The organism is Pseudomonas sp. W2I6 (assembly GCF_030815935.1).
Classification (GTDB): domain Bacteria; phylum Pseudomonadota; class Gammaproteobacteria; order Pseudomonadales; family Pseudomonadaceae; genus Aquipseudomonas.
In genome coordinates this window covers 2,058,401-2,081,839 of the sequence record NZ_JAUSXJ010000001.1, presented here as the reverse complement: position 1 = coordinate 2,081,839, position 23,439 = coordinate 2,058,401, and the positions used below count along the sequence as shown (strand labels likewise).

Below are 23,439 nucleotides of genomic sequence, written 5' to 3'. Positions count from 1 at the left end.
CGGCCTACAGCAAGGGAATGCTGTAGCTGACCATCAACCGGGCTTCGTCTTTGTCAGCGCTGTCATTACCCCGCAGCACCGCACCACGCCACATGAACCCAATCCCCTTGAAGGTGCCGGCAGGAATCACATAGTCAACCCGCACGTCCCGCTCCCACTCGGTATTGTCACGACCTGCCGTGCGGATGTGGCTGCCATGTATGTAGGTGACGCTGGTCTTCAGCCCCGCCACGCCCAGGTTCGCAAAATCATAGGCATAGCTGGCCACCGTGGCCTGTTCCCCGGCGTTGACGAACTTCAACGACTGGGAGTTGGTGATCAAATACACCGAGCGGCCCTGCCCCTGGTTGATATGGGGGAAGTCACTTTCGCCCGTGGTTTTCTGATACCCCAGGCTCACCGAATGGCCTTGCAGCGAATAAGTAAACAAGGCACTCCACAGGTTATTGTCGACCTTGCCATTGTTGACGCCCGGCCCGTAGTAACCCGAGCTGACGTAGCCCTCGGCACGCCCCGCCGCACTGGAGTTCTTACCGTCCGAGGTACTGTGGAAGTAGCGCAGGTCACTCTTGAACTGGCCCACCGGCAACTGCCAGTTGTGCACCAGGCCGAAGAAGTGTTGCTGGTAAAAGTTTTCAAGATTCGCGTAGTAATACTGCAACTGCATCTGCTTGCTTACGGCGTAATCCACACCACCGTAGTAAAACTGATTGCTGGACGTGCCCTTGACCGGATCGTTTGCGCCAGCGATGGACAAGCCCTAGCCGTTGCTGGAGTTACGGTCAAGCACCTGCTCGATTTTGCCGGCGACGAGGTTGAAGTCTTTCAGGTCCTTGGAGTCCACCTGGTAGCCACGAAAAGTCTGGGGCAACAACCGGCCGTCTTCATACATCAGTACCGGCACCCGGGGCATCAGCGTGCCCACTTTCAGTTGGGTCTGGGAGATGCGCACTTTGCCGGTGACCCCGGTCTTGCTGAAATCATTGGCAGCCTTGCCATCAGACAGCGGGAAGACGCTACCGGGTGTGTTGTCCTCCCCCACCTTGCCGGCACGCCCTGACGCATCCAGCCGTACGCCGTACAGCTCTTGCAGATCCAACCCCAGGCCCACCACCCCCTCGGTGAAACCGGACTGATAATTGAACATGAAGGCCTGGCCCCATTCCCGGTCCGAGGCCCCCTTGGCATTGCGCGTGTCCTGGTTGAGATAGAAGTTGCGCAGGTCCAGGGTCGCTTTACTGTCGTCGATAAAACCCGATGCAGCCGCCTGCTGTACAACGCCGAAAGAAACGGCCAGGGCCAGGTAAGTCTTGTGGTTCATGAAGGCTCCGAACAGTGAACACGACTGTCCCGTCGACCCAGTGATGGCAGCCGTTTTTTATTGTGTGTTGCAGTGTTTTCATTCGACGGGAGGCGCGCACGATATAGGCCTGGCGGTTGTGAAAACAGCCGCCAAAACGGGCATTCACTTTTCCAGTTTTTGTAACAATGAGGACGACGCGCAGGCGTCTGGAACGGGCTTTCCACGAGGGTCTTAAGTCAACTGCGAGTACAACGACTCACGCTGCAGTGCCGTCTCGCTCCGACAGCCAGCGGAGCTTTTCCAGCATGGGATCGAACATCGCGCGTACCGCCTCGACTGCCGCGTCTTCATCGCCAAAGATAATCGCCTGGACGACTTGCGCATGGGCTTCAAGCCCCGGCTCATACAACTCGTTGTCGGCAAAAATCGCCAGATACTGGCTGTGGAACGAAGAGCTGAATGCGCGGTACATCGACTGCAAGACCACGTTGTGGGAAGCCACGGCCACCGCACCGTGCAAGGCCTGGTCGCGGTCGACGAAATCGTCGAGTTGATCCCCGAGGTTATATTCGCCACGCCGCGCCAGGGCGTGCCACAACCGGCGGATATCCTCCAGGGTGCGACGGCGCGCAGCGAGTCGGGCGGTTTCGACTTCCAGCAGGTACTGGGCCTCCAGGTGGTCGCGGATCGCGCTACGTTGTTCACGAATGCCATCGATGATCGAGGCGACCCAGGCGTGATTGCAAAGACCGGCGTACATGGGCCACTCCTGAAAGATCATGCCCCTCGAGTATGGAGATTGATGCTCACCCAGACTCCTTCCGGCCCGCCAACTAGTCGCTCGATTGCGCCACTTTTTCTCCCCGCTGGTTGTAGTGGACCAGCGGCGATTGCGGGTCGAGCAGCGAGGTGCGGATGAAGTGCAGGTAGCTTTCCACCCGTCTCAGGGCTGAAGTCTCAAAGTTCCCGGCGAATGGCTCATCGGTCTGTTGCACGCACTCAATGGCGTGCTCGACAGCCTCCAGCGCGCGCTGCAAATAACCGGGCCCAGGCTTGACGAACAACCGCACCAGTGCGCGACCCATTGCCCGGATGGCGAGGCGCCAGGGCATGCTCTCGGCGTAACAGGCCTGCGCCGGCAACCGGGCCTGCTCGCGGCGCAACTCGATGATCGCGTGCCCCACGTCCAGTACCACGAACGTCCAGCGCAGCAGGCGATGCTGCACCGATGCCCTGCCCGCCGCAAAGTTATAGGCCTGGTTGAGCAGGTCGCGGGTGCCGCTTTCGAAACCGGAGCCCAGCGCCGGCAACGGCGCGCTGATGGCAACCACCACCTGGCGGCGCAGATCCTGTTCCAGCCGGCGCCACAGCCAAGGGCTGTTGGGTGGCAGGATAATCGCCCCCGCCGCGGCGCACACCAACATGCCAAACACCATGGCGAGATAGTCATTGATCAGCCCGTAGGGGTTGTACAGCGTCAGGTTGGCAGGCACTGAGCTGGTGCCGAAAAACACCAGCATGCCCAGGCCATAGCCGGCCAATTGCGGCCTCGCCAGCCAGAACGAACCCAGTACGATCACCGGCGCCATGACCACGCACAGCAACGGAAAACCGTCGATCATCGGGTACACGAAAAACACTTCGAAAATGCCAATCACCGCTGCCAGTAGCGTACCGCAGGCGATTTGAAACGACATGCGCCTGGGGTTGGCAGAGAACGCCGACAGGCCTACGGTCAGCGCCGACACCAGGGTCATGGCCGCGCCGCTGGGCCAACTGGTGGCAATCCACAACGTACTGAGCACCAGTAACACCACCGCGGCGCGCAACCCGGCCGCAAGGGTCGCCAGCCAGTTGGTCCGAGGTTGAAACGGTTCGTTCCATTGCTCTCGCACATGGTTGTGATCGGCGAGGGACGCATGCGTCTGGGCGTAGCTGTGCAGCTCGTCGACAAAGCGGTAGAGCAGTTCATACGCGGTGTGAAAGTCCAGCAGGTCATCGGCTACGGGAGCGGTATGTTGCAACGCCGCACGCAGGCGCCGGACCCGGTCTGGCAAGCCGGCTTTGTAGACTTTCAGTTCGGTGGACAGCACGGCCGCGTCACGGTCCGTCAATGGGTGCCCGGCGAAGGGTTTGAGCAGCTCGGCCAACGCGATCAACCCCGGATCGACGGCCTGGACCACCTCCACGCCACCGCGCAGGCGAACCCGTTCAAGCAGTTGATGCAGCGCGTTGAAACGCGTGGTGATCGCCATGAACTCGCTGTTGAGGCGGTTGATTCGCCCATTGCGCTGGCGCATGTAAGGGTCTTCGAACACGCTGACGCTGCGCATTACTTCCAGGCCAACGGCCTCGGCGATAAACCCCAGGTTGGCGCTCTCGAAGGCCGCCTGGTCACCGGTATCACGCAGGCGCTGCCGCACAAATCCGGCAAAGCGGCCAAAGCGTTGGTACAACGTGTTGCGCATCGCCACGCTGGAGGTTTTAGGCAATACGGTGGCGCTGATCAGCGTCGCGCAGACGATCCCCAAGGTGATCTCCAGCACTCGCCAGACGGCCGCCATGAATACCTGCTGCGGATGGCCCACCACGGGAAGCCCAACCATCACCGCCGTGTAGCCGGCGAGCACAAATCCATAGGCGCGGAAGTTGCGATTGCGCGCGGCACCACCGGAACACAACCCCACCCACAATGCCAGGCCCGCGAGAAACAGCTCGGTGCTCTGGGCAAACAGAGCCATCAACAGCACCATGAACGATGAGCCCACCAACGTGCCGATGAAGCGATAGATACTCTTGGCGAGGACGTGCCCGCTGTGGGGCTGCATCACGATAAACACAGTGGTGATCGCGGTGCTCGGTTGTGGCAGTTCCAGGCGCATCGCCAGCCACAGGGTCAGGTACGAGGCGATCAATACCTTGCCCAGGTAGATCCACATCACCCCATCGCTGCGGGCCCACTCCATGAAGCCCCGGCGCCAGGGCAGCGACACCAGCCAGCGGCCCGCTCTACCGGCGATATTGAAACGACGAACAGTGAGTCGAGGCACGCGACCTTCCGGCTGACGGGAAATGGGGCGGCGACTCTAGGGGCTTCTATGCGCCCCGGTAAGTCATCAGAAACGTGAATGACTGTTACGTAAAAATCCACAATAAATAGCGTTTACAGCCGTGGATGAGTTCATGCCACACTAAAAAACGTTCCACCTGGAGAGCATCGATGGACATCCTGCAGAACATGCGCATCTTCCGCTGCGTTGCCGAAGTCGGCAGTTTTACTGGCGCGGCAGTGCAGTTGAATAGCAACACCACCCATATTTCGCGCTCCATTTCCAACCTTGAAACCCACCTGCGAACCCGCCTGTTCAACCGCACCACACGCCGTACCGCACTGACCGAATCCGGCAAACGCTACCTGTTGCGTTGCGAGCAAATCCTGCGCTCCGTCGAGGAAGCGGAGCTGGAAGCCGGCGACGCCCACACACGCCCTACCGGCCAGTTGAAAGTGCACTCGATGACAGGCATCGGCCAGCACTACGTGGTGGACGCCATCGCACGCTACCGCAAGAACTACCCCGACGTGACGTTCAACCTGAGCATGAGCAACCGCACGCCGAACCTGGTCAACGAAGGGTTCGACGTGTCGATTGTGTTGGCCATTGACCTGCCCGATTCCAGCCACGTTTCACAGAAACTGGGCACGACCTACAGCATCGTCTGCGCCTCACCGTCCTACATAAAAAACCATGGTGCCGCGCAAACGCCGCAAGACCTGCTCAGCCACGCCTGCCTGCGGCTGGTCAGCCCGGTGATCCCGCTGGAAGACTGGACGTTCGACGGCCCCCGTGGCCAGGAGAGCGTCACCATCAGCAGCTCGCCGTTCCTGGTGGACTCGGTCGACGCCATGAAGACCGCCATCAGCAACGACATGGGCGTGGGCATCCTGCCGGTGCATGCGGCAATCAAGGGGCTGCGCAGCGGCACTCTGGTGCGAGTCCTGCCCGAGTACCGCCTGGAAGAACTGAGCCTGTACGCCATCTACCCTTCCCGGCACTACTTGGATGCAAAAATCAAAACCTGGGTGGAGTACCTGCGCAGTTCACTCCCGGAAGTGCTGGCCGACCATAAGGCTGTGCTGAAGATTCGCGACCGGGTCAGCTACGGCTGATCATCGCTGATAGTGCTGATTCAGCCATCCGAGTGCCCACCGGCGGGCACTGGCGTCGGCCTCCATGACGCCATACAGGTCCGTCACCGCCACCACCGGCTCCTTGTCCAGCACATGCCGGATGCACTCGGCGATCTGCATGAAGCCGATGCGTCCGTCCAGAAAGGCCTGCACCGCGACTTCATTGGCCGCATTGAGCGACGCCGGTGCCGTGCCGCCCACATCCGCCACCTCGCGCGCCAGGGCCAGGCAAGGAAAGCGCTTCTCGTCCGGTACTTCGAAATCCAGCCGGGCCACCTTGAACAAATCCAGTGGTTCAACCCCTGAATCGATCCGTTGCGGCCAGGCCAGGGCATGGCTGATGGGCGTGCGCATGTCCGGGTTCCCCAACTGCGCGAGCATTGAGCCGTCGACGTAATCCACCAGCGAATGGACGACGCTTTGCGGATGGATCACTACCTCGACCTGGGACGGCCTGGCGCCGAATAACCAACAGGCCTCGATCAGTTCGAGTCCCTTGTTCATCAGGGTTGCCGAGTCCACCGAAATCTTGCGGCCCATGGACCATTTCGGGTGAGCGCAGGCTTGGTCCGGCGTTACGTTGTGCAGTTGCGCCATCGGCGTTTGGCGAAACGGCCCGCCGGAGCCAGTCAACAGAATGCGCCGCACGCCCGCGTGGGCCAGGCCGTGTTGAGCATGGGACGGCAGGCACTGAAAGATTGCGTTGTGCTCGCTGTCCAGCGGTAACAGCACCGCCCCACTGCTGCGCACCGCCTGCATGAACAACGCACCGGACATCACCAGTGCCTCTTTGTTGGCCAGGAGGATTTTCTTGCCGGCCTCGACGGCGGCCATCGTTGCATTCAAGCCCGCCGCACCGACGATAGCGGCCACCACCGTGTCCACATCCCGGTGACCGGCGACGAATTTCAGACCGCTTTCGCCGCCCACTACCTGAGTCTGAGAGCCCTCCTCCAACAGTTGCTTCTGCAGCGTCGCCACGGCTTGCGGCGTGGGCACCACGGCGTAGTCCGGACGGTACAACAAGCATTGTTTTTTCAACAGCTCCAGTTGGGTGAACCCGCTGAGGGCGAAGACTTTATAGCGCTCGGGGTGACGCGCGATAACGTCCAATACGTTGACGCCCACCGAACCGGTAGCGCCCAGCACGCTGATGGCTTGCAAGCGTTGACGGGTGGCGATCACCTGGCGAATGACTTTTTTGCGCGGAATAAGCGACATGACGTAATGAGCCTGACGTAGAGAAAACAGCCGCCATTAACCAAGGAAAGTGCCAGCGCCGTCATCGCGATAACGCCAACAACTATCGCAAAAAAGCCAAGCCTTCGATCAGCTCGAAAACGGGCCTTGGTCATAACGACTACAGCACGTCATAAGGACTACATAACACTCGTGTCATATCGACTACAAAAAATATATCCAACTGATTTATAGGAACTTTTCATATGGCATGAATCCTGATCAGTGCTGCGCGCCCCTTTGGCAATCTATAAAGAGAACCCCATGAACAATGACTTCAACCACCGCCTTGCCGTAGTGACCGGTGCCAGTTCAGGTATCGGCCTGGCTGTCACCTGCAAGCTGCTTGAACAAGGTGCGCAAGTGGTCGCCATGTCGCGACAGATTGGCGAATTGGGCGCATTGGCGGAGCGTTTTGGCGAGCAGCTCTACTGGCTGGCGGGGGATGTCACCCAGGCTGCCGACCAGGCACGCCTGGCGCAGTTGACGGCGTCCATCGGACCGGTGGATTACCTCGTGCCCAATGCCGGGATCGCACAACTGGCCGATGGCCTGGACCTGGCCGCCTTTGACCGGCAATGGGCCGTCAATGGAGCCGCGGCTCTCAACACCCTCGGCAGCCTACGCGAGCAAATGGCCGCCCAGGCGTCGGTGGTATTTATCGGTACATTCCTGGAGCTGGCGACCTTCCCTGGGCTCGCCGCGTATATTGCTTCGAAGGCCGCCTTGCGGGCGCAAATGCGCACCCTGGCGGTGGAGCTGGCGCCCCATGGCATTCGTCTGAACATGGTATCGCCCGGCCCCACCGCCACGCCGATCTGGAGCACCTTGGGGCTCAGTGACGAAGCGTTGGGCGGCGTTGCCACCACAGTCAATCAGCGCCTGCTCAATGGGCAATTCCTAGAGCCGGGCGCTATTGCCGATGTGATCCTGTTCCAGTTGAGCCAGGGCGCACGCAGTGTGTTTGGCCAGGACTGGGTGGTCGACGGCGGCTACACCCTGCGTTGACCATGGCCCCGCAGGCCTAATGCGCAGCGCACAGGTCTGCGGGCAATGCCTTGGCGCCTCCGAACGCCAAGGCCTTCCACCCAATCACAAGCAATGACAGTGCGGCAAATATCAAGCCGCAGCCGATCACTCCGGTGGTGCCGAATGCATTGATAAACAGCCCGCCCACGGACGCCCCGATCACCACGCCGGCATTCGCCGAGGACACATACAGGCTGGTTGCGAACTCATGCGCCTCGGGCGCCGACGAGGTCAGCCAGACTTGCGTGACCACCAGCCCGCAGGTATGCGCAGCGCCCCACAGCAGCACAATCAAGCTCATCGACCACCACGACGGGCTGCCGAACGCGTACAAGACCACGTACGCCGCCGCCAGCACAATGGGGTACAGCACCACCGTCGCCACCATGCTTTTGCCCAATAACCGGCCCACCAACAGGTTGCCCGTGACACCGCCCACGCCGAAGATCACCAGCATGATGCTGATGGCCTGGCCATCCATGCCGGTCTGGGTCCTGAGGTACTCGGCGGCATAGCTGTAGACCGAAAACATCGTGGTGAACACCAGCACCGTCGCGATGATCACCAGCCACACCGACAGGCTGCGCAGCACCGCCAGTTGCTTGCCGAAACTCAGCGGCATCGGGCGTTCATGATGGGGCAGTTTCAACAGCAGTCCGACACCTGCCAACCCCGTTGCCAAAGCGCAGAAGAAGAACGATGCCTCATAGGAAATACTCGCGCCCACCCATGTGGTCAGCGGCACCCCAAGCACCAGGCCCAAGGTGGTGCCCACCACGGCCAGGGCCGTGGCATGCGCCGCGCGGTCCTTGGGGTAAAAGGACACCGCGGTGGAAAACGCAGCGGCAAAAAACACCGGGTGCAGCATCGCCGGAATTACCCGCAACGCCATCAAGGTTTCGAAGTTCGGCGCAAACGCCGACAGCACGCTGCACACGGAAAAACCAAAGAGCGCGCCCACCAGGATTTTCTTGCGCGCCAGGCGCGACGCCATCAGCACCAGGAAAGGCCCCAGCACCGCCACGATCAGCGCGAACAAGCCCATCAATAACCCGGCCTGAGACACGCTGATGCCGAAACGTTCGACGATCATCGGTAAAATACCGACCACACCAAACTCCAGGGTGTACAGGCCGAAAAGACCCAGAATGATGTAGTTCACCGGCCGACCTCGATCACGATCTTGCCAAAGGCACCGCGCCCGAGATGAGCGAAGGCTTCGGGCACTTGCTCGAAGCCGTAGGTGTGATCGATTACCGGCTCGATGCCGTGGCGGTCGATCATGGCAATCAGATCTTCCAATGCGCGGCGCGGCCCCACGGAGATGCCGATGATGGAGGCCCGCTTGCCCAGCAAGGCCATGACCGGAGCATTCAATTGGTCACTCTCCAGCAGGCCGATCACCGAGATGCGCCCACCGTTGGCTACCGCGTGCAGGGAACGCGTGAGGTTGTCACCGCCGGCCATTTCCAGGATATGTTCGGCGCCACGCCCATCGGTCAGCGCTTGCACCGCCGTGTGCCATTCCGGTACCCGGCTGCGGTTGATGCCATGGGTGGCACCCAGCTCTATGGCACGCGCGATCTTTTCATCGCTGCTACTGGTGATGATAACGCGGGCACCATTGGCCGCAGCCAGTTGCACCGCAAACAACGAGACGCCACCGGTGCCCTGCACCACCACGGTATGGCCGGCGTGCAGGTGGCCCAGTTCGAACAGCGCCATCCACGCCGTCAAGGCGGCCACTGGCAAGGTGCTGGCCTGCCCTGCGGTGAGGCTGAGGGGCGCATGCACGCACCATTCGGCAGGTGTTGCCACGTACTCGGCGAGCATGCCGGGGAGCGGGCCACCCTGAGGCGGCGCTTCACTCCAGGACAGCGGAGCGCCATCGACCCATCCGGCAAAAAACGTCGACAGCAGCTTGTCGCCCACCTTGAAACGCGTAACGCCCTCGCCCACGGCGACCACCGTGCCCGCCATGTCGGAGGCCGGCGTGAATGGGAATGTGAGGTCGGCACCCATGCTGTTTTCGACCACTTCACCGTCGCGGTAATTGAGCGAGACGGCCTCGACGCGCACCAATACCTCCCCGGCCTTCGCGATGGGGCGTGGCACGTCGGCAAGGCGCAGTGTGTGCAGTCCCAATGCAGGTGTTTCCCAGCGTTTCATGGTGTCGGTCATCTTGGTATTCCTCGTGAATGGGCAATGCCACAAGGATATGGGCCTGTCCTCACGGGATTAAGGGGGCGCCGGCTCCACTGTCTACGGAGCTTTTGTTCCGCAATCGGGATAAGGTAGCCAGGCCTCGCCTCAGCCAAACCGGAGCCTCGATGGACAGCCTCAACACCCTGAATGTTTTTGTGCAGGTCGCCGAAACCCGCAGCTTTGTCGCCGCCGGGCGCGTGCTGGGCGTAACGGCCTCGGCAGTCGGCAAGAGCGTGGTACGCCTGGAGGAACGCCTGGGTGTGCGCCTGTTCAACCGCAGCACCCGCAGCGTCACGCTGACTGCCGAGGGCGAGCTGTTTCTGGAGCGCAGCCGGCGCATCCTGATGGAGATCGACGAAGCCGAAGCCGAGCTTTCGCAAACCGTGTCGGCGCCTCGTGGCCGGCTCAAGGTCAGCCTGCCGCTGGTGGGCCATCCGTTCTTGCAGGTGCTCGCGCAATTCAAGAAAGCCTACCCCGAGGTGCAGCTGGACCTGAGCTTTACCGACCGCCGCGTGGACGTGGTGGAAGAAGGTTACGACGCCGTGCTGCGCAGCGGTGAAGCGCCCGACTCGCGCCTCACATCGCGCCTGATCGGCGGCTACCGGATGCTGCTGGTAGCATCACCGGCTTACCTCGCCGAGCGCGGCACGCCGCAACGGCCGGAAGACCTGGCTCAGCATGCATGCATCAAGTTCCGCTACCCCAACACCGGCAAAATGCAGCGCTGGCCCCTGCGCCAGGACGGGGTGGAAGCTGATTTCCCACTGCCCGCCGCGATGGTCTGCAACAACCTGGAAGCGCGCATCTGCTTTGCCGTGCAAGGTATCGGCATCGCCTACCTGGCGGATTTCGCCATTCGTGAATGGCTCGACAGCGGACAATTGGTGCCGGTGCTGGAGGCGTGTTCGGAAGCAGAGAACTTCCGGATCATGTGGCCTTCGGGCCGCCATCCAACGCCCAAGCTGCGGGTGTTTATCGACTACCTGCATGCGCACCTGTTTCCCGAGGATGGGCCTGCGAGCAAACGTGCAGACTGCCGGCCCACGTCTTGATCACAGCGCCTGATCAGCGTCGAACTGTTCCCGGGATCGCCTGAATCCGTCGGCATTTTCCACCACCCACGTCCACAACGGAATCATGTGCACCAGCAGCTGTTTGCCCAACTCCGATAGCTGGTATTCGACCTTGGGCGGCACCTCCTGGAAGTCATGGCGCAGCACCAGGCCATCGCGCTCCAGCTGGCGCAAGGTCCGCGTGAGCATGCGCTGGGTGACGCCCTCCATGCGTCGGCCGATCTCGGCGTGGCGCAGCCGGCCGTTCACGCCCAACAGGTGCACGATGCCCAACGACCAGCGGTTTCCCGCATGGGTCAGCACCTGCCGTTTGAGCCCGTCTTCATCGGCGCTAAGGGCTTCACAGGCGGCTTGTGAGCGCCTGATGATCTCGTCGTTATCCACCTTCTACTCCCGGTATCACTGGTGTGCCTTCTTATGCGCGGTCGGCAATTCTGCAAGCATGGCATGACTTTCACCTGAACCGAGACCCCTATGACTGCTTCGATCCTTGTACTGGGCGCCGGCGAACTGGGCCTGGCGGTACTGCGCCAACTGTCCCGCCTGGCTGCACCGCAAAATGTGTCTGTGACGGTGTTGCTGCGCCCCGCCACACTGAACTCCCCCGACCCGGCCAAACAGCAGGAAATCATCGAACTGCGCGCCTTGGGCATTGAGCTGCTGGCGGGTGACCTGGCCAATGGCTCCGAGGCCGAGCTGGCAACGGTGTTCGCCGACTATCACACCGTGATCAGTTGCATCGGCTTTGCCGCAGGCCCCGGCACTCAGCGCAAGCTGACCCGCGCGGTCATCGCAGGCGGCGTGAAACGTTATGTACCGTGGCAGTTCGGTGTGGACTACGACGTGATCGGCCGCGGTTCGGCCCAGGACCTCTGGGATGAACAGCTTGACGTGCGCGACTTGCTGCGCGCCCAGCAAGGCACGCAATGGGTGATTGTCTCCACCGGGATGTTCACCAGCTTCCTGTTTGAACCGTCCTTCGGCGTCGTCGACCTGGCGCAGAATACCGTGCATGCATTGGGAGATTGGGACACCGCTGTCACCGTCACCACGCCTGAGGACATCGGCCTGCTGACGGCACGCATCCTGTTCAGCACGCCGCCGATCACCAATCAAGTGGTGTACACCGCCGGCGACACCCTGACCTACGGCGAGCTGGCCGATACCGTGGATGCGCAACTGGGGCTCACCCTCAAACGCGAACGCTGGTCGGTGCGCTACCTGGAAGCGGAACTGGCCGCTGCACCCGAGGACAACCTGATGAAATACCGGGTGGCCTTCGCCCAAGGCAACGGCGTGGCCTGGGACCCTGCCATTACCTTCAATGGGCAACAACAGATCGCCGTGACCAGCGTTGCCCAATGGATTGAGCAGAACCTCAAGGCACCGGCAACCACCCGCTGAACTGCCCCTGGCTGTCCAACGTGCACCAGGCGAAATCCCAGGGCAGCGGCGGCAGCCTTTGCAGCGCCACGCCACTGCCCGGCTTCCAGTCCACCACCTGAAGCGGCGCGCCTTGCCAGGCCACAACCACGCCCCGGACCTGGCTGGTGTCATCGCTGACCCAACGGGCCGCGGCCGCTGTCATGAACGCTTCGATGGGCTCTTCATCGATCTGCGTGCGATACACCGAACCGAGCAGCCAACGGCACACGTTTACATGGTAGGTCCAGTCCAGGGAGGGACGATTGCGGTAAGCCCAGGTCATGAAGCTGCGAAACAGGTTCAAGCCCTCCGGCGGGTCGAGCTTGAGCAAACCGGGGCAGATGTCGAACAAGGTGTGCCAATACGGCAGCAACCGTGCATCCAGGTGGACGAAACAGCGGGCGTTACTCGGGTATTCGACAGACGGTAGCAACACGTCGCCGCGGGACGGACGGCGCGACGCCTTGCTGACCAGACGGGCAGCGCCGGAAGGCAGGATAGAGCTCATGGAACGCACTCACACTCGTGACGATAGAACGCCTCCTGGTATCAGGAAGCCCGGGGCACACGTCAGAATGCAGGGGAAGCGCGAGGGTTGGCCGAGGGCCAGGAATACCGTGGAGGGGCCTTGTTGCGCCGCTCATGGGCCGGGCGCGGCTTTTGCCCCAGGCCCAACAGCCAGGCCAGGCAAAACAGGAAGACGATGCCCAGGGTCACGGCGGAGCACACCGGGCAGGCGAAGAAGTTCGACCAGCTGCTGGCCGTCGGATTGCCCAGGCCGGCATCCGAGGCCGGCGCCTTGGTGCCCAGGCTTGAGCAGAACTGACCGCCCAGGCCATTGAGCTCAAGCCCCATCATCTGCCCATGGCCCAAACCGCAGACGAACACATTGAACAGGACGCAAAAATACAGGGTCCAGGCAATGAGCGAACGGTCCGGGCGGGAGAGTTTCATGGCGGCGACTTTACCATTCCCCCTGTAGGAGCTGTCGAGCTTTAGCGAGGCTGCGATGCAGGCGCCACGGTCTTGCAGGAATACCAAGCCGATCCCTTCGCAGCCTCGCTCAAGCTCGACAGCTCCCACATTTGGTCTTGCTCGGCAGGGCCTGTGACAGAACGTCGCAGATTACGCCCAGAGGCCCGGGTTGTTAGAATGCCACGCTCTCCTCGCCTGATTTAACGCTTCGTGGTACCCAGGCGCTTCACAGGATGCACAGTTGATGAGTACGTTATTCACCCGCCGCAAAGTCCTCTCCGGCATGGGATTGCTGGGCCTGGGCCTGCTGGCCGGCTGTGACAACAGCCCGAAACTGAACTTCAAGTACGGCAAGGATCTGAGCGACAAGATCATGGGCCGTACCTTCAAGCTCAAGAACACTGACGGCGAAACCGTCACCTTGAGTTCCTTCCGTGGCTTGATGCCAGTGGTGTTCTTCGGCTTCACCCAGTGCCCGGCCGTGTGCCCGACCACCCTGGCGCGCATGGCCCAGGCGAAAAAACTGATGGGCCGCGACGGCAAGATCATGCAGGTGGTGTTTATCACCCTGGATCCGGAACGCGACACGCCCAAGATACTCGACGCCTACGTCAAGGCCTTCGACCCCAGCTTCCAGGCGCTGTATGGCACCCCGGAAGAAATCGCCGTGGCCGCCAAGGAATTCGGGATCTTTTATGAAAAGATCCCCGCCGGCGACAGCTACACCCTCTCCCACACCGCCACCAGCTTTGTGTTCGACACCCGGGGCACCCTGCGCCTGGGCTTGTCTGCCTCGCTTAACGCCAAAGAGTGCGCAGAAGACCTGCTCACCGTCATGGAGGTCTGCTAATGACTGCCGTTCAACACCTCAAGCGCTTCGCCCTCGGTCTCTCCCTGCTGGGCCTCGCCGCCCACGCCAGCGCACAGGCAGTGGTCACCGACGCCTGGGTACGCGCCTCGGTACCGGGCCAGCCGTCCAGCGGCGCGTTCATGACCGTCACCGCCGACAGCGACAGCAAACTGCTCAGCGTGGCGTCGCCGGTCGCCAAGACCGTGCAGATCCATGAGATGACCATGAAGGACGACGTGATGCGCATGGGCCCGGTGGACTCGGTGCCATTGCCCGCCGGCAAGGCCGTCAAGCTCGACCCGGATGGCTATCACGTGATGCTGATCGACCTCACCGCCCAGATCAAGGAAGGCGACCAGGTGCCGCTGACCGTCACCGTGGAAAATGCCAAGGGTGAAAAACAGTCGATCGAAGTGAAGGCCCAAGTCCGTGCGTTGAATGAGACGGAAACCATGGATCACAGCAAGATGCACTAAAGCGCAGATCAAAATGTGGGAGCCGGCTTGTGTGGGAGCGGGCTTGCTCGCGAATGCGGTGGATCAGTCACCGGATGTATTGACTGATCCACCGCTTTCGCGAGCAAGCCCGCTCCCACATTGGCCCTTCAGTGCCTGAAAAATCGGGCGTCCGCTTCATACTTTTTTCGTCTCGCCTCAACACTTTCTATATATTTTCAATCTGCAATACAACTCGTTAGCCTGCGCAAGCCGGACGCGTCTCCCTGTCGCCGTCCGGCCAGATAATTCTAAAAATAAGCAGCAGACAACGGGAATAACAATGAACAAATCCCCCATTACCCTGGGCTTGACTTCGGCCACCCTCGGTTTGACCCTCGCCTTCCCAACCTTTGCCGAAGCTGACTTTTTCAAAGACAGCAAGGCCGACCTCGAATTTCGCAACTTCTACTTCAACAGCGATTACCGCCAGCCCAACGCGAGCCAGTCCAAACGCGATGAGTGGGCCCAAGGGCTGATCCTCAATTACCAGTCGGGTTACACCGAAGGCCTGGTGGGCTTTGGCCTCGATGCCATCGGCCTGCAGGGTTTGAAACTGGACTCAAGCCCCGACCGCCAAAACACCGGCCTGCTTCCCGTGGGCGAGGATGGCGCACCGGACAGCTACAGTCGAATCGGCGCCACCGCCAAGGCGCGGATCTCCAAAAGCGTGCTCAAATTCGGCACGCTGATCCCCAAGCTGCCGACCGTACTGCCCAACGATGGCCGGCTGCTGCCCCAGACCTTTCGCGGCACTCAATTGACCAGCCAGGACATCGCCGGCCTGACCTTCGATGCAGGGCGCCTGACCAGCAACACCCTGCGTAACGACAGCGGCCATGCAGACATCGAAGTCGACGGCAAAGGCATCAAGGGTGCCGTGCCCAGCGATAAATTCGACTTCGCCAGTGCCAGCTACAGTTGGACCAAAACCCTGGTCACCGGCTACCACTACGCCAACCTCGAGAACAACTACAAGCAACACATCTTCAACCTGGTCCATACCCTGCCACTGGGTGACGCGCAGTCGTTCAAGACCGACCTGCGTTACGCCGACTCCAGCAAGGAAGGCAACAGCAACATCGACAACCAGGCCTTCGGTGCCAAGTTCACCTACAGCCTCCACGGCCACTCGTTCGGCGCCGCCTACCAGCGCATGAAAGGCACCACCGGCTTCCCCCACCTGGACGGTACCGACTCCTACCTCGTCAACTACGTGATGATCTCGCCGGACTTCGCCAACCCCGAGGAAAAGTCCTGGCAGGCCCGCTACGACTATGACTTCGCCGCCCTCGGCATCCCCGGCCTGACCTTCATGACCCGCTACCTCAAGGGTGACAACTTCGTGCGTACCCGAACCCTGGAAGGCACCGAGTGGGAGCGCAACACCGATATCGGCTACGTGTTCCAGAGCGGTGCCCTGAAGAACCTTGAAGTGAAATGGCGCAATGGCACGTATCGCAGCAATGGCAGCGGCAGCGATATCGACCAGAACCGCTTTATCGTCAGCTACACCCTGCCCTTGCTGTGATTTTTCCCGGAGCGTTGCACATGAATAGCAGAAAAAGCCTGATCCACCTGGCCGTCGCCTTTGCCCTGTTCAGCAGTTACGGCGCCTACGCCGCCGACACCGGCGCGTTGCCCTGCAAAACCACCGAAGAATGCGCCGCCCAGGCGGCCAAAGTCGGCGCCACGCCGGGCTCCTCGCAAAGCGCCCACAAGGCCAAGGGCGACCCGACCCAAACCCAGTTCGCCTGGTTGAACCGCATCAACAAAGCCTCGATCGTGATGCTCACCGAAGAAGGCATCGTCAAGCCGGACATGGGCCACAAGATCGCCGGCGGCGTGCGCTTTGCCATCGACCAGGCCGACCAGCCCGATGGCAAGCGCCCGGAAGACGTGCTGCAACTGGAAAAAATCATGACCGACAAGATCGGTCCGGAAGCGTCGCTGATCCACTCCGGCCGCAGCCGCCAGGACATGCTCGCCACCTACCGCCTGGCCAAACTGCGCTCCCAGGTGCTGGCCTACAGCGAGGCACTGAACGCCACCCGCCAACGTATCCTGAACATCGCCGACAAGAACATCGACACCCTGGTGCCCGCCTACACCAACGGCGTGCAGGCCATGCCCATCAGCTATGCGCACTACCTGCTGGCGTTCGAAGCCGCATTTGATCGCGACGGCCAACGCATCCGTGAACTCTACACTCGCCTCAACCTGAGCCCGATGGGCACCGCGGTACTGGCGAACTCCGCTTACCCGCTGAACCGCGAACGCCTGGCCGAGTTGCTGGGGTTCGACGGCGTGCGGGAAAACTCCCTGGATTCGAGCCAGGTGTCGACCTACGACATCCCGATCGAGGCGGCCAACCTCGCGGCGTCTTCGGCGATCCGCATCGGCGCGATGATTGGCGATATCCATACCCAGTACCATCAGATCCGCCCCTGGTTGCTGCTGGACGAAGAGTCCACCTACACCAGCAGTGCGATGCCGCAAAAACGCAACCCGGGGTTGTTGATGCGCACCCGGGAATCGGCCTCCGACGTGGTGGGCCTGGCGCAAACCGTGACCTTGCGCGCGCATAACGTCACCACCGGCATGACCGACTACAAGTTTGCGTTCGATTCATTGGGGCTGTTCCAGTCCACCGATGACATGTTCAAAAGCATGGATGCCGTGCTCGATGCGCTGCAGATCAACCCGCAGCGAGCGCTGGATGAGCTGGAGTCGGAATGGACCACGTCCATGGAGTTGGCCGACACCCTGGAGCGTCAGTTCAAGGTGCCGTTCCGCATTGGCCACAGCTTCGCCTCGTTGATCGTCACCGAGGCGCGCAGCAATGGCACCACGCCGAAGACCTTCGCGTATGCGGACGCGCAGAAGCTGTACACGCAGGCCGCGGACAAATACAAATGGACGCCGAATACGTTGCCGCTGGATGAGGCCGGTTTCCGTGCTGCACTGTCGCCGACCACGATGGTCAAGACTCGCAAGGGTACGGGTGGGCCGCAGCCGGAAGAGGTCAAGCGGATGCTGGTGGAAGCGCGCAAGAATCTCGACGCGGACCAGAGTTGGTTGAAGGAGCGTCGTGAGAAGTTGAAAGGTGCTGAAGGCAACCTGGACAAGGCCTTCGACAAGTTGCTCAACGCCAAGGGCTGAAATGCGATCTGAATGTGGGAGCGGGCTTGCTCGCGAAGGCGGTGTATCAGTTAGCAGATTTATTGGCTGACCCACCGCATTCGCGAGCAAGCCCGCTCCCACATTTGACCGCGTTTGGGTCTGGAAAGCATGTTCGGCTCAGTGACTCAATTCCCGCTTCAACACCTCATGGTCAATCGACTTCTGCCACCCGCATATCGCCAGGCACGCCACGCAATTGCCCAGCACATTGGTCAACGACCGACACTTCATCAGCCGCTCCACTCCCAACAACAAACCCACCCCTTCCAGCGGTACCAGTTGCAGGATGTTCAAGGTAGCAATCAGGGTAAACAGCGCCGAGCCCGCCACACTGGTAGACCCCAGCGAGGTAAACAGGCAGATCACCAGTACCGCCAGCAACTCGGGCACGGCAATCTCCACCCCGGCCAGATGCGCCAGAAACATGATGGCGGTGGTCAGGTAAATATTGGTACCGGCCAAGTTGAACGTATACCCGGTGGTCAACACCAGACGCACTAATTGGCGATCACAGCCCAGCGCCTCAAGTTTGCTGACGCAACCTGGAAGTGCGGCCACTGAAGAGCCGGTGAACGTCACCAACAACAACTCTTCTTTCAAGTAAGCAATTAGCCGGGTCAATTTAACGCCGAGCAGGCGGGTAATCGTGGCGAACACTAGAATGACGAACACCGCGCAAACCAGGTAAATAACAACAATGAACTTCAAGAGCGGCAGCACCGAACCTAAACCGTACTTTCCCACCACAAATGCCATCGCCCCAAACGCCGCCAGCGGTGCGAACTTCAGGATAAACCGCAGCAACCAGAACAACCCGGCGACCGCCGCTTCCAGCCAACCGAGGCAGCGGTTTGCGACCTGGCCGCCACGCCCCAGCAGCAGGCCGCACAGCACCGCCACCAGCATCACCTGGAGCACCAGGCTTTGGGTGAAAACCTTGTAAAGGCTGGACGAAATCGAGGTCATCGACAGCTCGTGCAACAGCGTTTCGGGCGCGGCAGGCGGTGTCAGATGATCAAAATCCAGGTTGGCCACTGCCGTATGATCCAGGCTGAACAACCACCCCGTCGACATTCCCAACACCAATGCAGCAAGGGACATCAGCTGGAAATACGCCACGATCCGCCCCACTACATGCCGATGGTGGGGCTCGCGCTTGATACCTGCGACACCGGTCGACACCAGCACAAACAACAGAAATGGCATCAGTAACCCGACCACTTTTATAAAGGCGTCACTGAGCAGCTTCATCTCGATTGCCACGCCCGGATAAAACAGCCCTACAACCATGCCAAGAGCAATGGCAATCAAAATAGGCAAGGTGGCGTTATTCGAAAATCGGGTCGACATCAATGCTCCATGGTCTTTTTATTTATTGTTATTGTCGGATCAGGCCACTTTCGGCATATTGGTCGCCAAGGCGCATTCAGGCCACAAATAATAAAGTCTTGTCACGGGATATACCACCATGGAACTTCGCCATTTACGTTATTTCATCATGGTGGCCGAAGAGCGACATTTCACCCGCGCTGCCGCTCGCCTGAACATGCAGCAGCCGCCCCTCAGCCAACAGATACGTGCCCTCGAACAAGAGCTGGGATTCGACCTGTTCAAGCGCCACCCCAAGGGCGTCGACCTGACTGCCGGCGGGCTGGTGTTTCTCGATGAAGCGCGAGTGATCCTCGCCCGCGTCGAGCAAGGTTCACTCAAGGCGGCTCGCGCTGCCCAGGGTATCGAAGGCACGTTGGTCATTGCCTTCACCAGTTCCGCCGCCGCCCACCCGCTGATCCCGCGAATCATCCGCGCCTACCGCGAGCAATACCCGGGCGTGGAGCTCTCGATCAACGAAGGCAGCGCCCGGGAAGTCACCGAAGACACCATCGAAAAACGCATCGACATCGGCATCCTCCGCGCACCGGTGGGCGACCACCAAAGCCTCACGTTCCACCGCCTGCTCAACGAAGAAATGCTGCTGACCCTGCCCGTCGGGCATGCGCTGCTCAAGGGCGCCGAGCCAAAAATCACCATGGCCGACCTCAAGGACGAACGCTTCATCCTGGTCCGCCGCCCCGGCGCGCCGGGGATGTACGCCAACCTGATCAAGGCCTGCCAGAACGCCGGCTTCGAGCCGAAGATTGCCTTTGAAGTGGAGCGCATGCTGACCAACGTCAGCCTGGTGGCCGCAGGCGAAGGCATCTCGGTGGTGCCGGCGTCGATGCGCGACGTGCATCGCGAAAGCGTGGTGTACTGCCGGATCAGCGATGCACGGCCAAGGTTGCTGGCACCGATCACACTGGTGCGGCGCGCGTTCAATCCGTCGACGCCGTTGCAGAATTTCATTGGGCTGGCGCGGGAGTTGGCGGGGGTTTATCGCAAGGGTTGAGTCATCGCGTGAAAACTCTCGGTGAGCAGTTCCACTGCCGCGCGGATGCTGTCGCTTTGCCGTGGAACGGCGTACAGGCCGTAGTTGACACTCAAAATAGGCCCATCGCTTTCAGCCAAGGAAATGATGCGCATGGTCTCCGGCCGAATATTCTCCGCCGGCAGCAAGGCCACACCCAATCCGCCCTCCACCGCTGCGGTGATTACGCCAATGTTCGGGCTGGTCACCGTGACCCGAAAATCCCGCCCGGCGTTCAGCAAGGCATCAAACATCAAGCGCCGCCAGGCACAGGGTTCGGCATACACGATGACATCCAGCGGCAGCGCCGCATCGATTTCTTCATCAATTGCGCACACCCAGTACAGCTCGACGTTCCAGGCGTGCACAGGGTCGGCGTTGAACGATGAGCTGACGCCAATGGCCACGTCCAGCTCGCCGTCATTCCAACGCTCGGCGAGTGCGTCGCCGTGATCAACAACGACCTCCAGGTGTACATGCGGGCAGGCGCGCCGCAGCCGGCCGAGCGCTGCCGGCAACGCCGATACCGCCACGTCTTCCGAGAGCCCGACGCGCACATTGCCCATCACCGTGCGCTCTTTCAGGCGCGCTGCTACCGTCTCGCCCAAGGCCAGAATGCGCGTCGCGTAGGTGAGCAGCAGTTCGCCTTCGGTAGTGGGCACCACGCCCCGACCTGTTCTGCGCAACAGCCGCTGGCCTAGCAACTCCTCAAGCCGGCGGATTTGTGCGCTTAGGGCCGATTGCGCCCTGCCCGCCTGCTGGGCTGCGCCACTCAGGCTGCCGTGCTGGCATACCGAGATAAAGGTTCGTAGCAGATAGGGTTCAAACGCGTCAGATATCATGTTTGGGTTAACTCTGAATCAACAGCTATCACCCTACCTCGATAGCTTGAGCATGACTACCCTGCTGGAACGTTATCAACCAGGAAGAGCCTCATGACCCAGCTCCAGAACCAACGCATCGTACTGGCCGCCCGCCCCGACGGGCGCCCGCAACCCAGCGATTTTCGCGTGGAGTACAGCGCGATTCCCGCGCCTGCCGAAGGCGAAGTGTTGCTGGAAAACCTCTATCTGTCCCTCGACCCCTACATGCGCTGGCGCATGAGTGCGGCCAAATCCTATGCCGAGCCAGTGGGCATCGGCGAGGTGATGGTGGGCGGCACGGTCGCGCGGATCAAACATTCACGAAACCCGTTGTGGCAAGAGGGCGACATCGTGCTTGCCTATGCCGGCTGGCAGCGATTTGCGCTCTCGGACGGCCTCGACCTGCGGCTTCTGGATCCGGGCATCGCCCACCCCAGCACAGCGCTGGGAGTTCTTGGAATGCCGGGGTTCACCGCGTACTCGGGGTTGCTCACTATCGGCCAACCCAAGCCCGGTGACACCGTGGTAGTGGCGGCGGCGAGTGGCGCAGTGGGCTCGGTGGTCGGCCAGATCGCCCGCATCAAGGGCGCACGCGCGGTGGGTATCGCGGGTGGGCCGGAGAAATGCGCATTCGTGAAAAATGAACTCGGGTTTGATGCCGTCATCGACCATCGCGCAGCGGATTTTGCCCAGCAGTTGGCCGAAGCCTGCCCCAATGGAATTGACGTTTACTTCGAAAATGTCTCGGGGGCGGTTTGGGATGCCGTGAGGCCGCTGCTCAATGACTTTGCGCGGATACCCGTATGTGGGCTGATCGCCCATTACAACGACCGCTCGGTGCCTGGGCAACAGGTCGACCGACTGCCGGCGACTATGCACGACATCCTCGCCAAGAGCCTCACAGTGCGCGGCTTTATCCAGACCGAGTTTGTTGACGAGCAGCAGGACGACTTCTTGCAGGAAGCCGCGCAGTGGATTGATCAGGGCAAGCTGAAGTGGCGCGAAGACATTGTCGAGGGCCTAGAGCAAGCGCCTGAGGCGTTTATCGGGCTGCTGGAGGGGCGCAACTTCGGCAAGTTGATTGTACGACTGGCTTGACGCCTCAATCCACCACGAACAACTTCGCCCCGACGGTAGTCGATGACCGATGCCCCTCCATGTCATTGCCCACCTGATAACTCATCCCGGCAGTCAGCGTGAACTGCCGGCCATCCTCCAGCTCGGTGTGCAGCTCACCTTCCAGGCACAGCAGGATATGCCCGCGCCAACACCAGTGATCAGCCAGGTAACCGGCGCTGTATTCGACCATGCGCACGCGGGTTGAACCGAACTGGCAGGTGCGCCAATACGCACTGCCGGTTTCGCCGGGATGCATCACCGGCTCGAGGGTCGACCAGTCGGTGGTGCCAAAGGGGATTGCGGTCAGGTCCATGGTTTTCTCGGCATTGAATAGGTATGGATGAACCGTATCTATAAGGTGAATGCCGCGATAGAGACAGATCCGCTGCATTTGCGGGATACAGGGCGATGACTCTTGGTATTCTGCCAAGCCTCTTCGCATGGAAGCCCGTCGATGAAGATCGATCCATCCTTTGTTGTGCATGAGACCGAGCACTGGCTGCTCAATCATCACCTGTTATCCGCACTGCCGGGCTACCTGATGCTGGGTGCCAAGGCGCCGGTTGACTCACTGGCCGAGATGCCCGATGCGGCGCTCGCGGAGCTGGGTGGGTTGCTGGCCAAAACCCAGCGGGTCATGGAGGCTCAGTTGAAGCCCAAGTGGCTTTACATCAGCCGGTTCGGGCATATGCCGGGCTTCCCGCTGCACTTTCATTTCATACCGGTGTATGGATGGGTTGAAGCGCTGTTCTGGCAGGATGAGCGCTATCAGGTGTTGCAGAATTTCGGGACGCAGCAGAAGGCTACCGACGGTGCGGAGCTGACGCTTTTTATCTGGCGGGAGTTTGGTGAGAGCCCTAGGCCGCCGGTGGTTCAAGGAGCTTCGGTGAGCGAGGTGATCAGGTGTTTGCGTACGGAGTTCAATACCCAGGACGACACATGACCTGTGGCGAGGGAGCTTGCTCCCGCTGGGCTGCGCAGCAGCCCCAAAAAAGGTCAGCGAGTTCTTTCAGTCAGATTGCGCTGGCTTTATTGGGGCCGCTTCGCGACCCAGCGGGAGCAAGCTCCCTCGCCACAGCAAGCGCCCTCAC

At 60.9% G+C, this 23,439-nt stretch carries 22 protein-coding genes and 1 pseudogene; 11 read left to right on the top strand and 12 right to left on the bottom strand.

All coding sequences use genetic code 11. The annotated features are described in order from the left end of the window. Nucleotides 1-4: 4 nt before the first annotated feature. The 3 genes and pseudogenes from QF039_RS09875 to QF039_RS09865 all read right to left on the bottom strand — a co-directional run bounded on the left by QF039_RS09875 (nt 5) and on the right by QF039_RS09865 (nt 4,269). A pseudogene (locus QF039_RS09875) lies at nt 5-1,321 on the bottom strand (OprD family outer membrane porin). A gap of 238 nt (nt 1,322-1,559) precedes the next feature. Next, entirely contained in the window at nt 1,560-2,063 is a 504-nt protein-coding gene (locus QF039_RS09870; RefSeq protein ID WP_003207381.1) for a FadR/GntR family transcriptional regulator, read from the bottom strand. 73 nt (nt 2,064-2,136) lie between these two features. Continuing rightward, nucleotides 2,137-4,269: an FUSC family protein gene (locus QF039_RS09865; protein WP_307522945.1), complete on the bottom strand. Its 2,133-nt coding sequence runs from the start codon at nt 4,267-4,269 to the stop codon at nt 2,137-2,139. A gap of 254 nt (nt 4,270-4,523) precedes the next feature. On the opposite strand from QF039_RS09865, the gene QF039_RS09860 reads away from it, so the two are divergent. Beyond that, complete coding sequence (locus QF039_RS09860) at nt 4,524-5,471, top strand: LysR family transcriptional regulator (RefSeq protein WP_003207376.1); 948 nt, start codon at nt 4,524-4,526, stop codon at nt 5,469-5,471. Here QF039_RS09860 and ispC read toward each other — a convergent pair whose 3' ends face one another. Continuing rightward, a complete protein-coding gene (gene ispC / locus QF039_RS09855; protein WP_307517753.1) occupies nt 5,472-6,713 on the bottom strand; it encodes a 1-deoxy-D-xylulose-5-phosphate reductoisomerase in 1,242 nt (413 codons plus the stop codon). A gap of 282 nt (nt 6,714-6,995) precedes the next feature. Between ispC and QF039_RS09850 the strand changes: the two genes are divergently transcribed. After that, nucleotides 6,996-7,739: an SDR family NAD(P)-dependent oxidoreductase gene (locus QF039_RS09850; protein ID WP_003207372.1), complete on the top strand. Its 744-nt coding sequence runs from the start codon at nt 6,996-6,998 to the stop codon at nt 7,737-7,739. 16 nt (nt 7,740-7,755) lie between these two features. On the opposite strand, the gene QF039_RS09845 is transcribed toward QF039_RS09850, so the two are convergent. Continuing rightward, nucleotides 7,756-8,922: an MFS transporter gene (locus QF039_RS09845; protein WP_307517749.1), complete on the bottom strand. Its 1,167-nt coding sequence runs from the start codon at nt 8,920-8,922 to the stop codon at nt 7,756-7,758. Then, entirely contained in the window at nt 8,919-9,941 is a 1,023-nt protein-coding gene (locus tag QF039_RS09840; RefSeq protein ID WP_003207368.1) for an NAD(P)-dependent alcohol dehydrogenase, read from the bottom strand. The genes QF039_RS09845 and QF039_RS09840 overlap by 4 nt, the downstream gene beginning before the upstream one ends. A gap of 149 nt (nt 9,942-10,090) precedes the next feature. On the opposite strand from QF039_RS09840, the gene QF039_RS09835 reads away from it, so the two are divergent. After that, nucleotides 10,091-11,017 carry a LysR family transcriptional regulator gene (locus tag QF039_RS09835; RefSeq protein WP_003207367.1) on the top strand — a complete coding sequence of 309 codons (927 nt, stop codon included), beginning with the start codon at nt 10,091-10,093 and terminating at the stop codon, nt 11,015-11,017. Here QF039_RS09835 and QF039_RS09830 read toward each other — a convergent pair whose 3' ends face one another. Then, nucleotides 11,018-11,422: a helix-turn-helix domain-containing protein gene (locus tag QF039_RS09830; RefSeq protein ID WP_003207365.1), complete on the bottom strand. Its 405-nt coding sequence runs from the start codon at nt 11,420-11,422 to the stop codon at nt 11,018-11,020. It abuts the gene before it with no gap. 90 nt (nt 11,423-11,512) lie between these two features. Here QF039_RS09830 and QF039_RS09825 point away from each other — a divergent pair, with 90 nt between their 5' ends. Continuing rightward, nucleotides 11,513-12,442, top strand: coding sequence for an aromatic alcohol reductase (locus tag QF039_RS09825; RefSeq protein WP_177068545.1), 930 nt, complete (start codon nt 11,513-11,515; stop codon nt 12,440-12,442). Here the strand turns inward: QF039_RS09825 and QF039_RS09820 are convergent. Further along, entirely contained in the window at nt 12,417-12,971 is a 555-nt protein-coding gene (locus tag QF039_RS09820; protein ID WP_003207361.1) for a putative natural product biosynthesis protein, read from the bottom strand. The genes QF039_RS09825 and QF039_RS09820 overlap by 26 nt on opposite strands. Before the next feature lie 62 nt (nt 12,972-13,033). Then, nucleotides 13,034-13,417: a DUF2946 domain-containing protein gene (locus QF039_RS09815; protein WP_003207359.1), complete on the bottom strand. Its 384-nt coding sequence runs from the start codon at nt 13,415-13,417 to the stop codon at nt 13,034-13,036. Nucleotides 13,418-13,682: 265 nt separating this feature from the next. Between QF039_RS09815 and QF039_RS09810 the strand changes: the two genes are divergently transcribed. The 4 genes from QF039_RS09810 to QF039_RS09795 all read left to right on the top strand — a co-directional run bounded on the left by QF039_RS09810 (nt 13,683) and on the right by QF039_RS09795 (nt 17,944). Continuing rightward, complete coding sequence (locus QF039_RS09810) at nt 13,683-14,288, top strand: SCO family protein (protein WP_003207358.1); 606 nt, start codon at nt 13,683-13,685, stop codon at nt 14,286-14,288. Then, the gene (locus tag QF039_RS09805) at nt 14,288-14,764 is read left to right on the top strand and encodes a copper chaperone PCu(A)C (RefSeq protein ID WP_307517742.1); all 477 of its coding nucleotides are present in this window, start codon (nt 14,288-14,290) and stop codon (nt 14,762-14,764) included. The genes QF039_RS09810 and QF039_RS09805 overlap by 1 nt, the downstream gene beginning before the upstream one ends. 301 nt (nt 14,765-15,065) lie before the next feature. Continuing rightward, nucleotides 15,066-16,313 carry an OprD family porin gene (locus QF039_RS09800; protein WP_307517740.1) on the top strand — a complete coding sequence of 416 codons (1,248 nt, stop codon included), beginning with the start codon at nt 15,066-15,068 and terminating at the stop codon, nt 16,311-16,313. A gap of 20 nt (nt 16,314-16,333) precedes the next feature. After that, complete coding sequence (locus QF039_RS09795; RefSeq protein WP_003207353.1) at nt 16,334-17,944, top strand: argininosuccinate lyase; 1,611 nt, start codon at nt 16,334-16,336, stop codon at nt 17,942-17,944. 138 nt (nt 17,945-18,082) lie between these two features. Here the strand turns inward: QF039_RS09795 and QF039_RS09790 are convergent, their stop codons facing one another. Further along, the gene (locus QF039_RS09790; protein WP_307517737.1) at nt 18,083-19,315 is read right to left on the bottom strand and encodes a cation:dicarboxylate symporter family transporter; all 1,233 of its coding nucleotides are present in this window, start codon (nt 19,313-19,315) and stop codon (nt 18,083-18,085) included. A 118-nt stretch (nt 19,316-19,433) separates the two neighbouring features. On the opposite strand from QF039_RS09790, the gene QF039_RS09785 reads away from it, so the two are divergent. After that, nucleotides 19,434-20,348 carry a LysR family transcriptional regulator gene (locus tag QF039_RS09785; RefSeq protein WP_003207349.1) on the top strand — a complete coding sequence of 305 codons (915 nt, stop codon included), beginning with the start codon at nt 19,434-19,436 and terminating at the stop codon, nt 20,346-20,348. On the opposite strand, the gene QF039_RS09780 is transcribed toward QF039_RS09785, so the two are convergent. Beyond that, complete coding sequence (locus tag QF039_RS09780) at nt 20,333-21,208, bottom strand: LysR family transcriptional regulator (protein WP_023658772.1); 876 nt, start codon at nt 21,206-21,208, stop codon at nt 20,333-20,335. The genes QF039_RS09785 and QF039_RS09780 overlap by 16 nt on opposite strands. A gap of 93 nt (nt 21,209-21,301) precedes the next feature. On the opposite strand from QF039_RS09780, the gene QF039_RS09775 reads away from it, so the two are divergent. Further along, on the top strand, nt 21,302-22,327 hold the full coding sequence (locus QF039_RS09775; protein WP_177044814.1) for an NADP-dependent oxidoreductase: 1,026 nt from the start codon (nt 21,302-21,304) through the stop codon (nt 22,325-22,327). 4 nt (nt 22,328-22,331) lie between these two features. Here QF039_RS09775 and QF039_RS09770 read toward each other — a convergent pair whose 3' ends face one another. Continuing rightward, on the bottom strand, nt 22,332-22,661 hold the full coding sequence (locus tag QF039_RS09770) for a DHCW motif cupin fold protein (protein WP_003207343.1): 330 nt from the start codon (nt 22,659-22,661) through the stop codon (nt 22,332-22,334). A gap of 141 nt (nt 22,662-22,802) precedes the next feature. Here QF039_RS09770 and QF039_RS09765 point away from each other — a divergent pair, with 141 nt between their 5' ends. Further along, nucleotides 22,803-23,291 (top strand): HIT family protein, encoded by a 489-nt coding sequence (locus tag QF039_RS09765; protein ID WP_307517732.1) that lies wholly within the window; start codon nt 22,803-22,805, stop codon nt 23,289-23,291. Nucleotides 23,292-23,439: the final 148 nt, after the last annotated feature.